Annotated in this window: 7 protein-coding genes and 2 rRNA genes; 4 read left to right on the forward strand and 5 right to left on the reverse strand. The window is 57.1% G+C overall.

The window, feature by feature from the left end; genetic code table 11:
* Position 1: 1 nt before the first annotated feature.
* From ACTORR_RS17455 to ACTORR_RS17475, 5 genes are all read right to left on the reverse strand, one after another.
* Complete coding sequence (locus tag ACTORR_RS17455; protein ID WP_054886796.1) at positions 2-949, reverse strand: adenosine deaminase; 948 nt, start codon at positions 947-949, stop codon at positions 2-4.
* Positions 950-1,033: 84 nt separating this feature from the next.
* A complete protein-coding gene (locus ACTORR_RS17460; RefSeq protein ID WP_313364564.1) occupies positions 1,034-1,720 on the reverse strand; it encodes an SDR family oxidoreductase in 687 nt (228 codons plus the stop codon).
* Positions 1,721-2,090: 370 nt separating this feature from the next.
* Complete coding sequence (locus ACTORR_RS17465) at positions 2,091-2,675, reverse strand: IMPACT family protein (RefSeq protein ID WP_054886798.1); 585 nt, start codon at positions 2,673-2,675, stop codon at positions 2,091-2,093.
* A 9-nt stretch (positions 2,676-2,684) separates the two neighbouring features.
* Positions 2,685-3,347: a TetR/AcrR family transcriptional regulator gene (locus ACTORR_RS17470; protein ID WP_054886799.1), complete on the reverse strand. Its 663-nt coding sequence runs from the start codon at positions 3,345-3,347 to the stop codon at positions 2,685-2,687.
* Positions 3,348-3,437: 90 nt separating this feature from the next.
* Positions 3,438-4,355, reverse strand: a complete 918-nt coding sequence (locus ACTORR_RS17475) for a LysR family transcriptional regulator (RefSeq protein ID WP_054886800.1) — start codon at positions 4,353-4,355, stop codon at positions 3,438-3,440.
* A gap of 118 nt (positions 4,356-4,473) precedes the next feature.
* On the opposite strand from ACTORR_RS17475, the gene ACTORR_RS17480 reads away from it, so the two are divergent.
* From ACTORR_RS17480 to ACTORR_RS17495, 4 genes are all read left to right on the forward strand, one after another.
* The gene (locus ACTORR_RS17480) at positions 4,474-5,820 is read left to right on the forward strand and encodes an aspartate aminotransferase family protein (RefSeq protein WP_054886801.1); all 1,347 of its coding nucleotides are present in this window, start codon (positions 4,474-4,476) and stop codon (positions 5,818-5,820) included.
* A 72-nt stretch (positions 5,821-5,892) separates the two neighbouring features.
* Positions 5,893-7,386, forward strand: a complete 1,494-nt coding sequence (locus tag ACTORR_RS17485) for a CoA-acylating methylmalonate-semialdehyde dehydrogenase (RefSeq protein WP_099814404.1) — start codon at positions 5,893-5,895, stop codon at positions 7,384-7,386.
* 559 nt (positions 7,387-7,945) lie between these two features.
* A 16S ribosomal RNA gene (locus tag ACTORR_RS17490) occupies positions 7,946-9,482 on the forward strand.
* Positions 9,483-9,760: 278 nt separating this feature from the next.
* Positions 9,761-12,653: ribosomal RNA gene (locus ACTORR_RS17495) — 23S ribosomal RNA — on the forward strand.
* Together the 16S and 23S rRNA genes form the textbook arrangement of a ribosomal RNA operon.
* The last annotated feature ends 61 nt before the right edge of the window (positions 12,654-12,714 follow it).

Genomic DNA, 12,714 nt, shown 5'->3' on the forward strand with positions numbered 1-12,714 from the left:
TTCAGACCAGGCGAGCATCCAGGCTGTTTTGCGCCAGTCGGCGGGCCTGGTCTTCGGTCATGCCCAAGTGGGTGTGCAGGGCGTGGTAGTTTTCGGTGACATAACCGCCAAAGTAGGCCGGGTCGTCCGAGTTCACTGTCACCTTCACGCCTCGTTCCAGCATGTCGAGGATGTTGTGCTGGCTCATGTGGTCGAACACGCAGAGCTTGGTGTTCGACAACGGGCAGACGGTGAGCGGGATCTGCTCGTCGATGATGCGTTGCATCAGGCGTTCGTCTTCGATGGCGCGCACACCGTGGTCGATACGCTTGATCTTCAGCAGGTCGAGGGCTTCCCAGATGTACTCGGGTGGGCCTTCCTCACCGGCGTGGGCCACGGCCACGAAGCCTTCGCTGCGGGCGCGGTCGAACACCCGCTGGAACTTGCTGGGTGGGTGGCCCATTTCCGAACTGTCCAGGCCGACGGCGATGAACGCGTCGCGGAAGGGCAGCGCCTGGTCGAGGGTTTTTTGCGCTTCGTCTTCGCTCAGGTGGCGCAGGAAGCTCAAAATCAGGCCGCTGCTGATACCCAGTTGTTCGCGACCGTCTTTCAACGCCTGGTTGATGCCGTTGAGCACGACCTCGAACGGGATGCCACGGTCGGTGTGGGTCTGTGGATCGAAGAACGGTTCGGTATGGACCACATTCTGCGCCTTGCAGCGTTGCAGGTAAGCCCAGGTCAGGTCGTAGAAGTCCTGTTCGGTGCGCAGCACGTCTGCGCCTTGGTAATACAGGTCGAGAAACTCTTGGAGGTTATTGAACGCATAGGCGCCACGAAGGGTTTCCACGTCGTTCCAGGGCAAGGCGATCTTGTTGCGCTCGGCCAGGGCGAACAACAGCTCGGGTTCCAGCGAGCCTTCAAGGTGCAGGTGCAGTTCTGCCTTGGGCAGGGCATTCAGCCAGTCATACATAAGGAGGGAGTCTCGAATCAGGTACGGTTGCCGCCATTCTACAGGGCCTGGCCGGGCATTGCGCCCGGCCGGTCGGTATTCACCTCACCAGGTGAGTGATTCGCCTTTGTAGTTGATGAAGCGCAGGCCACCGTGTCCGCTTTGCGCCTTGATCTGTTCGAGCATGCCACGGGTGCTGGTGCGCACGTCGATCTCGGCGTTTTCGCCGCCCATGTCGGTCTTCACCCAGCCAGGATGCATGGCCAGTACGCACAGGTCGGGGCGCTGCAGATCGACCACGAAACTGTTGATCATCGAATTGAGCGCGGCCTTGCTGGCCTTGTACAGGCAGATCTCGCCACCGTCGGGGATGGTCACGCTGCCGAGGATCGAGCTCATGAACGCGAGCACACCGCTGCCTTCGCGTACCTGGCCTGCCAGGCGCCGGGCGACGCGGATCGGGGCCACGGCGTTGGTCATGAACAGATCGCCAATGGCCTGAGCGTTTACGGTCTCCACGTCTTGCGGCAGGGGGCCCATTACCCCGGCGTTGACGAAGACCAGGTCGAACATCTGGCCTTGCAGGCGTTGCTGGAGGCCATCGAGCTGGGGGGTGTCGTTCATTTCCAGTTGCTCGATGCGCACGCCGGGAACATCGGCCAGGGCGCCTGGCTGTTGAGGGTTACGCACGGTTGCAACAATGTTCCAGCCGTCTTCGTGCAGGCGTTGTACCAGGCCCAGGCCGAGACCGCGGGAAGCGCCGATGATGAGGGCAGTTCTGGAGGATGCCATAGGAACATTCCTTTATCGGTGTAGGAAAAGGAATTGAGCATACTTCAGAGTTCGGACGTATGCCTCGCCTGCTTCACGATTGGCTAAAAAATGTACAAGTGTGTCTGGCCTTGAGCGGGCGGGTGCCTGGCTTGTTGGCTAACGGGTTATCCACAGGCTCGTCCACAGTAAATGTGTGCAAGCGCCACGACCGGGGTTGTGCAATCTGCCAGACACATTGGGGATAACTTCTGAAGACTCAGTCGCTTACTGCTGTCATCAAACAGTGATCAAAATATGATCAATGGCCTTGAGGCCTTGCAGCGCTTGGCCTGTAGCGGAGTGCCCCAAGCTTATCCACAGGCCGGCCCACAGTAGATGTGGGCAAACCTCAGTGTGTCTCGAGGAGAATCCGGCCCCGGCTCAGGTCCGCCAGTTGCTGTTGCAATATGGCCAGGTACGCTTCGCCCACAGCGATATGCAGGTCGACGCCATTGGCGGTGAATTGCTCGTCGAGCACCAGGCCATCCACTTCTGCCAGGCGCAGTTTCACCAGGGCCAGTTCGCTGAAGGTACAACTGCAGGTGTACTCGCTGCGCTGGACCAGCAGGCGCTTGGGGGCTTGCTGCAGGCACTTGTTGGCGCCACCGCCGTAGGCACGCGCCAGCCCGCCGGTGCCCAGCTGAATACCGCCGTACCAGCGAATCACCAGCACCACCACCTGGTCGCAGTCCTGTGCTTCGATGGCCGCCAGGATCGGCCTTCCGGCAGTGCCGCCCGGTTCGCCATCGTCATTGCTGCGGTATTGCCCGCCGATTTTCCATGCCCAGCAGTTGTGGGTGGCGGCCAAGTCACTGTGACGCTCGATGAAGCTCATCGCCTCGGCGGCACTGTTGATCGGGCTGGCCAGGGTGATGAAGCGGCTCTTGCGGATTTCCTCGCGAAATTCGCAGAGGTCGAGCAGGGTAGAAGGCATAGATGAACGTCAGGCACTCGGCTTTATGCCGCACCCCTTGAGAATGATGTGGATAAGGTTGTTGCTGGCATCTTCCATGTCTTGCTTGGTCAGGCGGCTGCGGCCGGTAACCTGGCAGATCTGGGTGGCGAAGTCGGCATAGTGCTGGGTGCTGCCCCAGAGCAGGAAGATCAGATGCACCGGGTCGACCGGGTCCATCTTGCCGGCGTCCATCCAGGCCTGGAACACGGCGGCCCGCCCGCGGAACCATTCGCGGTAGTCGGCGCTGAAATACTCGGTCAGGCAGGTGCCGCCGCTGATCACCTCCATCGCGAAGATGCGCGAGGCCTGCGGGTTGCGCCGGGAGAACTCCATCTTGGTGCGGATGTATTGGCTCAGCGCTTCGCCTGGGTCGTCATCGACGCTCAGGGCATTGAAGGTGCTGTCCCACAGCTCGATGATGTTGCTCAGCACGGCGATGTAGAGGCCGAGCTTGTTGGTGAAGTAGTAATGCAGGTTGGCCTTGGGCAAGCCGGCTTTCAGCGCGATGGTGTTCATGCTGGTGCCTTTGAACCCATGGCGGGCGAATTCGTCTTCGGCGGCCTGGATGATGGCCTGTTCGTTCTTCTGGCGGATGCGGCCGGCGGGCTTGCCAGAGGCGGCGAGGCGATGCGCAGGGACTTCTAGGCTCATGGACGATTCCGGACAGGTCTGTGGCAACGAATGTCGGACAAGATTACCTGCCTGTGCTGGCGTGACAAGCCTTAGCGTCAGAAGCTGGCATCAACGTGTCGCAGCCAGGCTTTCCAGGAAGCTTTCCAGTACCAGGTTCGGTCGCCTCCCTTTGCGCGTCACCCAGCTCAGGCTCAGGTCATAGAAGCGTTGCGCAGGCTTCAGTGCACGCAGGCGGCCTTGTTGGACCCAGAACGTGGCGTAGTGGTCGGGCAGGTAGCCAATATAGCGGCCGGTGAGGATCAGGAACGCCATGCCTTCGCGGTCCGAGGCACTGGCAGTGCAGTTGAGCGCCTGGTAGTGCGCCTGGATTTCCGCAGGCAGGCGGAAGGTTGGCGCGATCGCTTCCTGGCTGTTGAGGCGGTCATCGTCGATCTGCTGGTTGTCGGCGTAGAATAACGGGTGGCCAACTGCGCAGTACAGTTGTGACCGTTCGCTGTACAGCGGTTGGTATTCCAGGCCGGACAGAGGGCTGGTCTGGGGGACCACACCGACGTGCAGGCTGCCGTCCAGTACCCCTTGCTCCACCTGGCTGGGGGCGATCATGCGGATCTGGATGCGCACATCCGGGCCGCGGTCCTTCAGTTCGGCCAAGGCATGGGTGATGCGCATATGCGGCAGGGTGACCAGGTTGTCGGTAAGGCCGATGTTCAGCTCACCGCGCAAGTGCTGGTGCAGGCCGTTGACCTCGGTACGGAAAGTTTCCAGTGCACTGAGCAACTGCAATGCCGAGTGATAGACCTCGCGGCCTTCCTCGGTCAGCGAGAAACCGGCACGACCACGCTGGCACAAGCGCAGACCCAGGCGCTGTTCGAGATCGTTCATTTGCTGGCTGATGGCTGAACGGCCAATCCCCAGCACGTTCTCCGCAGCCGAGAAACCGCCACATTCAACCACGCTTCGGTAGATTTTCAGCAGGCGGATGTCGAAATCGCTCACTTGTGCGAGAGGGTCGGGTCGTCTGCTCATATGTTTAGTCTTGCGCTACCTGAAGATTAGAAATGTAGGCTTTTTCAGACTTTATCCGCGTGCGAATTTAGCTGCAACAACATCCATCGTTGCCTAATCGTCTTCCGAGGAACCGCCGATGAACATGCCTGAAACCGCAACCGCGGGGATCGCCAGCCAGCTGAAGCTGGATGCCCACTGGATGCCCTACACCGCCAACCGTAACTTCCAGCGCGACCCGCGCCTGATCGTGGCGGCCCAAGGCAACTACCTGGTCGATGACAAGGGGCGCAAGGTCTTCGACGCCCTGTCTGGCCTGTGGACCTGTGGCGCCGGGCATACCCGCAAGGAAATCACCGAAGCGGTCGCACGCCAGGTCGGTACCCTCGATTATTCCCCGGCGTTCCAGTTCGGCCACCCGCTGTCCTTCCAGCTGGCCGAGAAGATCGCCGAGCTGACCCCGGGCGACTTGAACCACGTCTTCTATACCAACTCCGGCTCCGAGTGCTGCGACACTGCGCTGAAGATGGTGCGTGCCTACTGGCGCCTGAAAGGCCAGGCCACCAAGACCAAGATCATCGGCCGTGCCCGTGGTTATCACGGGGTGAACATTGCCGGCACCAGCCTGGGTGGCGTCAACGGTAACCGCAAGATGTTCGGCCAGTTGCTGGACGTCGACCACCTGCCTCATACCGTGCTGCCAGTCAACGCCTTCTCCAAAGGCCTGCCGGAAGAGGGCGGTATCGCCCTGGCAGATGAAATGCTCAAGCTGATCGAGCTGCACGATGCCTCGAACATCGCAGCGGTGATCGTCGAGCCTTTGGCAGGTTCCGCTGGCGTGCTGCCGCCGCCGAAGGGTTACCTGAAGCGCCTGCGTGAAATCTGCTCCCAGCACAACATCCTGCTGATCTTCGACGAAGTGATCACAGGCTTTGGCCGCATGGGCGCCATGACCGGCTCCGAGGCCTTTGGTGTCACCCCTGACCTGATGTGCATCGCCAAACAGGTCACCAACGGTGCCATCCCCATGGGGGCGGTCATCGCCACGCGTGAGATCTACCAGACCTTCATGAACCAGCCGACGCCGGAATATGCAGTGGAATTCCCCCACGGCTACACCTACTCGGCGCACCCGGTAGCCTGCGCCGCCGGTCTCGCCGCGCTCGATCTGCTGCAGAAGGAGAGCCTGGTGCAGTCGGCTGCCGAGCTGGCGCCGCACTTCGAGAAGCTGCTGCATGGCGTGAAGGGCACCAAGAACATCGTCGACATCCGTAACTACGGCCTGGCCGGCGCGATCCAGATCGCCGCCCGCGATGGCGATGCCATCGTGCGTCCGTACGAAGCCGCCATGAAGCTGTGGCAAGCCGGCTTCTATGTGCGCTTCGGTGGCGACACCCTGCAGTTCGGCCCAACCTTCAATACCCAGCCGCAGGAACTGGACCGCCTGTTCGACGCGGTCGGCGAAACCCTGAACCAGATCGACTGATCTTTCCGCTTTTGACGTAGGGCGCGTGAACCATCACGCGCCTGCCTCAACCTTCTTTACCTGGAGTTTTGCATGAGCATTGTTCAGCACCTGATTCACGGCGAGCTGGTTACCAAAGGTGAGCGCACCGCCGATGTCTTCAACCCGTCTACCGGTCAGGCGGTGCGCAAGGTCGAACTGGCTAGCCGCGCGACCGTGCAGGAAGCCATTGAGTCGGCCAAGGCTGCCTTCCCCGCCTGGCGCAACACCCCACCGGCCAAGCGCGCCCAGGTGATGTTCCGCTTCAAGCAACTGCTGGAGCAAAACGAAGCCCGCATCTCGCAGATGATCAGCGAAGAGCACGGCAAGACCCTGGAGGATGCGGCCGGCGAACTGAAGCGTGGCATCGAGAACGTCGAGTTCGCCTGTGCTGCGCCGGAAGTGCTGAAAGGCGAGTACAGCCGCAACGTCGGCCCGAACATCGATGCCTGGTCCGACTTCCAGCCACTGGGTGTGGTCGCTGGCATCACGCCATTCAACTTCCCGGCCATGGTGCCGCTGTGGATGTACCCACTGGCCATTGCCTGCGGTAACGCCTTCATTCTCAAACCATCCGAGCGTGACCCGAGCTCGACCCTGTTCATCGCTCAGTTGCTGCTGGAGGCTGGCCTGCCCAAGGGCATTCTCAATGTGGTGCATGGTGACAAGGAAGCGGTCGATGCACTGATCGAAGCGCCGGAAGTGAAAGCGCTGAGTTTCGTCGGTTCGACTCCGATCGCCGAATACATCTATGCCGAAGGCACCAAGCGTGGCAAGCGCGTACAGGCCCTGGGCGGTGCGAAGAACCACGCGGTGTTGATGCCCGATGCCGACCTGGACAACGCAGTCAGCGCGCTGATGGGCGCTGCCTACGGTTCGTGCGGCGAGCGCTGCATGGCTATTTCGGTGGCAGTGTGCGTGGGTGATCAGGTTGCCGATGCACTGATCGCCAAGCTGGAGCCGCAGATCAAGGCGCTGAAGATTGGTGCTGGCACTTCCTGTGGCCTGGACATGGGCCCGCTGGTGACCGCTGCAGCCCGTGACAAGGTTGTCGGTTATATCGACGATGGCGTTGCCGCTGGCGCCAGGTTGGTGGTGGATGGCCGAGGCTTGCGCGTGGCAGGTAATGAAGATGGCTATTTCGTTGGCGGCACGCTGTTCGACAACGTGACACCGCAGATGCGCATCTATAAGGAAGAGATCTTCGGCCCGGTGCTGTGCGTGGTGCGCGTGAACAGCCTCGAGCAGGCCATGCAGCTGATCAACGATCACGAATACGGCAACGGTACCTGCATCTTCACCCGTGACGGTGAAGCGGCGCGCCTGTTCTGCGACGAAATCGAAGTGGGCATGGTCGGGGTCAACGTACCGCTGCCGGTGCCGGTTGCCTATCACAGCTTTGGTGGCTGGAAGCGCTCGCTGTTTGGTGACCTGCATGCCTATGGCCCGGACGGTGTGCGCTTCTATACCCGCCGCAAGGCGATCACCCAGCGTTGGCCGCAGCGCGCCAGCCATGAGGCGTCGCAGTTTGCCTTCCCTAGCTTGTAAGGGATGATGTTAAGCGGGGAGGCCGACAGGCCTCCCCGCTTTGCTTTTCAGCGATATTAAAGTTTCTTGAAATTAAAGGTTGACGGGGTTTCGAATCCCCTTATAATGCGCCCCACTTCCAGCGACATCGGAACGACAAACTCCTTGAAATTCAACGAGTTAGGTAGTTCAGGCGGGGTTGGAGGCGCTTCGGTCGAATGATCGATGGCGGTTGAGATGAAGGTTGACAGCGTTTTTAAACGCTGTATTATTCGCCTCCCGTTACGAGAGATCGCAGCGAGCCAAGTGTTTGAAGCTAAACGAGTTTCTCGCAAAAAACTTCAAAATAAACGCTTGACAGGCTCTGAGGAAAGCGTAGAATGCGCGCCTCGGTTGAGACGAAACGCTCTTGACCAAACGCTCTTTAACAAATCGAATCAAGCAATTCGTGTGGGTGCTTGTGAGTACGGACTGATAGTCACAAAGATTATCAGCATCACAAGTGGCCATGCGAGAAATCACATAGTCATTTGAGATTGCTGAGCCAAGTTTAGGGTTTCTTAAAAACCCAAGCAGTATTGAACTGAAGAGTTTGATCATGGCTCAGATTGAACGCTGGCGGCAGGCCTAACACATGCAAGTCGAGCGGATGACGGGAGCTTGCTCCTTGATTCAGCGGCGGACGGGTGAGTAATGCCTAGGAATCTGCCTGGTAGTGGGGGACAACGTTTCGAAAGGAACGCTAATACCGCATACGTCCTACGGGAGAAAGCAGGGGACCTTCGGGCCTTGCGCTATCAGATGAGCCTAGGTCGGATTAGCTAGTTGGTGGGGTAATGGCTCACCAAGGCGACGATCCGTAACTGGTCTGAGAGGATGATCAGTCACACTGGAACTGAGACACGGTCCAGACTCCTACGGGAGGCAGCAGTGGGGAATATTGGACAATGGGCGAAAGCCTGATCCAGCCATGCCGCGTGTGTGAAGAAGGTCTTCGGATTGTAAAGCACTTTAAGTTGGGAGGAAGGGCAGTAAGCTAATACCTTGCTGTTTTGACGTTACCGACAGAATAAGCACCGGCTAACTCTGTGCCAGCAGCCGCGGTAATACAGAGGGTGCAAGCGTTAATCGGAATTACTGGGCGTAAAGCGCGCGTAGGTGGTTTGTTAAGTTGGATGTGAAAGCCCCGGGCTCAACCTGGGAACTGCATCCAAAACTGGCAGGCTAGAGTACGGTAGAGGGTGGTGGAATTTCCTGTGTAGCGGTGAAATGCGTAGATATAGGAAGGAACACCAGTGGCGAAGGCGACCACCTGGACTGATACTGACACTGAGGTGCGAAAGCGTGGGGAGCAAACAGGATTAGATACCCTGGTAGTCCACGCCGTAAACGATGTCAACTAGCCGTTGGAATCCTTGAGATTTTAGTGGCGCAGCTAACGCATTAAGTTGACCGCCTGGGGAGTACGGCCGCAAGGTTAAAACTCAAATGAATTGACGGGGGCCCGCACAAGCGGTGGAGCATGTGGTTTAATTCGAAGCAACGCGAAGAACCTTACCAGGCCTTGACATGCAGAGAACTTTCCAGAGATGGATTGGTGCCTTCGGGAACTCTGACACAGGTGCTGCATGGCTGTCGTCAGCTCGTGTCGTGAGATGTTGGGTTAAGTCCCGTAACGAGCGCAACCCTTGTCCTTAGTTACCAGCACGTTATGGTGGGCACTCTAAGGAGACTGCCGGTGACAAACCGGAGGAAGGTGGGGATGACGTCAAGTCATCATGGCCCTTACGGCCTGGGCTACACACGTGCTACAATGGTCGGTACAGAGGGTTGCCAAGCCGCGAGGTGGAGCTAATCTCACAAAACCGATCGTAGTCCGGATCGCAGTCTGCAACTCGACTGCGTGAAGTCGGAATCGCTAGTAATCGCGAATCAGAATGTCGCGGTGAATACGTTCCCGGGCCTTGTACACACCGCCCGTCACACCATGGGAGTGGGTTGCACCAGAAGTAGCTAGTCTAACCTTCGGGAGGACGGTTACCACGGTGTGATTCATGACTGGGGTGAAGTCGTAACAAGGTAGCCGTAGGGGAACCTGCGGCTGGATCACCTCCTTAATCGACGACATCAGCCTGCTGATGAGCTCCCACACGAATTGCTTGATTCATTTGCTGATCAGAACTCAGTAATGAGTATTCCCTGTGAATGCTGATTTCTGACTTTTGTCAGATCGTTCTTTAAAAATTCGGATATGTGATAGATATAGACTGAACACCAGTTTCACTGCTGGTGGATCAGGCTAAGGTAAAATTTGTGAGTTCTGCGCGAAAGCGCAACATGCGAATTTTCGGCGAATGTCGTCTTCACAGTATAACCAGATTGCTTGGGGTTATATGGTCAAGTGAAGAAGCGCATACGGTGGATGCCTTGGCAGTCAGAGGCGATGAAAGACGTGGTAGCCTGCGATAAGCTTTGGGGAGTCGGCAAACAGACTGTGATCCAGAGATCTCTGAATGGGGGAACCCACTCAGCACAAGCTGAGTATCTTGTACTGAATACATAGGTACAAGAGGCGAACCAGGGGAACTGAAACATCTAAGTACCCTGAGGAAAAGAAATCAACCGAGATTCCCTTAGTAGTGGCGAGCGAACGGGGACCAGCCCTTAAGTTGATTTGAGATTAGTGGAACGCTCTGGAAAGTGCGGCCATAGTGGGTGATAGCCCCGTACACGAAAATCTCTTGTCAATGAAATCGAGTAGGACGGAGCACGAGAAACTTTGTCTGAACATGGGGGGACCATCCTCCAAGGCTAAATACTACTGACTGACCGATAGTGAACCAGTACCGTGAGGGAAAGGCGAAAAGAACCCCGGAGAGGGGAGTGAAATAGAACCTGAAACCGTATGCGTACAAGCAGTGGGAGCCTACTTTGTTAGGTGACTGCGTACCTTTTGTATAATGGGTCAGCGACTTATATTCAGTGGCGAGCTTAACCGAATAGGGGAGGCGTAGCGAAAGCGAGTCTTAATAGGGCGTTTAGTCGCTGGGTATAGACCCGAAACCGGGCGATCTATCCATGGGCAGGTTGAAGGTTAGGTAACACTGACTGGAGGACCGAACCGACTACCGTTGAAAAGTTAGCGGATGACCTGTGGATCGGAGTGAAAGGCTAATCAAGCTCGGAGATAGCTGGTTCTCCTCGAAAGCTATTTAGGTAGCGCCTCATGTATCACTGTAGGGGGTAGAGCACTGTTTCGGCTAGGGGGTCATCCCGACTTACCAAACCGATGCAAACTCCGAATACCTACAAGTGCCGAGCATGGGAGACACACGGCGGGTGCTAACGTCCGTCGTGAAAAGGGAAACAACCCAGACCGTCAGCTAAGGTCCCAAAGTCATGGTTAAGTGGGAAACGATGTGGGAAGGCTTAGACAGCTAGGAGGTTGGCTTAGAAGCAGCCACCCTTTAAAGAAAGCGTAATAGCTCACTAGTCGAGTCGGCCTGCGCGGAAGATGTAACGGGGCTCAAACCATGCACCGAAGCTACGGGTATCACCTTCTGGTGATGCGGTAGAGGAGCGTTCTGTAAGCCTGTGAAGGTGAGTTGAGAAGCTTGCTGGAGGTATCAGAAGTGCGAATGCTGACATGAGTAACGACAATGCGAGTGAAAAACTCGCACGCCGAAAGACCAAGGTTTCCTGCGCAACGTTAATCGACGCAGGGTTAGTCGGTCCCTAAGGCGAGGCTGAAAAGCGTAGTCGATGGAAAACAGGTTAATATTCCTGTACTTCCAGTTATTGCGATGGAGGGACGGAGAAGGCTAGGCCAGCTTGGCGTTGGTTGTCCAAGTTTAAGGTGGTAGGCTGAGATCTTAGGCAAATCCGGGATCTCAAGGCCGAGAGCTGATGACGAGTGCTCATTAGAGCGCGAAGTGGTTGATGCCATGCTTCCAAGAAAAGCTCCTAAGCTTCAGATAACTGGGAACCGTACCCCAAACCGACACAGGTGGTTAGGTAGAGAATACCAAGGCGCTTGAGAGAACTCGGGTGAAGGAACTAGGCAAAATGGCACCGTAACTTCGGGAGAAGGTGCGCCGGCGAGGGTGAAGGACTTGCTCCGTAAGCCCATGCCGGTCGAAGATACCAGGCCGCTGCGACTGTTTATTAAAAACACAGCACTCTGCAAACACGAAAGTGGACGTATAGGGTGTGACGCCTGCCCGGTGCCGGAAGGTTAATTGATGGGGTTAGCGCAAGCGAAGCTCTTGATCGAAGCCCCGGTAAACGGCGGCCGTAACTATAACGGTCCTAAGGTAGCGAAATTCCTTGTCGGGTAAGTTCCGACCTGCACGAATGGCGTAACGATGGCGGCGCTGTCTCCACCCGAGACTCAGTGAAATTGAAATCGCTGTGAAGATGCAGTGTATCCGCGGCTAGACGGAAAGACCCCGTGAACCTTTACTATAGCTTTGCACTGGACTTTGAATTTGCTTGTGTAGGATAGGTGGGAGGCTTTGAAGTGGGGACGCCAGTTCTCATGGAGCCATCCTTGAAATACCACCCTGGCAACTTTGAGGTTCTAACTCAGGTCCGTTATCCGGATCGAGGACAGTGTATGGTGGGTAGTTTGACTGGGGCGGTCTCCTCCCAAAGAGTAACGGAGGAGTACGAAGGTGCGCTCAGACCGGTCGGAAATCGGTCGTAGAGTATAAAGGCAAAAGCGCGCTTGACTGCGAGACAAACACGTCGAGCAGGTACGAAAGTAGGTCTTAGTGATCCGGTGGTTCTGTATGGAAGGGCCATCGCTCAACGGATAAAAGGTACTCCGGGGATAACAGGCTGATACCGCCCAAGAGTTCATATCGACGGCGGTGTTTGGCACCTCGATGTCGGCTCATCACATCCTGGGGCTGAAGCCGGTCCCAAGGGTATGGCTGTTCGCCATTTAAAGTGGTACGCGAGCTGGGTTTAGAACGTCGTGAGACAGTTCGGTCCCTATCTGCCGTGGACGTTTGAGATTTGAGAGGGGCTGCTCCTAGTACGAGAGGACCGGAGTGGACGAACCTCTGGTGTTCCGGTTGTCACGCCAGTGGCATTGCCGGGTAGCTATGTTCGGAAGAGATAACCGCTGAAAGCATCTAAGCGGGAAACTTGCCTCAAGATGAGATCTCACTGGAACCTTGAGTTCCCTGAAGGGCCGTCGAAGACTACGACGTTGATAGGTTGGGTGTGTAAGCGCTGTGAGGCGTTGAGCTAACCAATACTAATTGCCCGTGAGGCTTGACCATATAACACCCAAGCAATTTGCTAGCGCAGATTGCGGTGGTGAAGATGACACGAACCGAAAGT

Origin of the sequence: Pseudomonas sp. SAR267 (genome assembly GCF_052077595.1) — a bacterium.
In the GTDB taxonomy this organism is placed as follows: domain Bacteria; phylum Pseudomonadota; class Gammaproteobacteria; order Pseudomonadales; family Pseudomonadaceae; genus Aquipseudomonas; species Aquipseudomonas vlassakiae.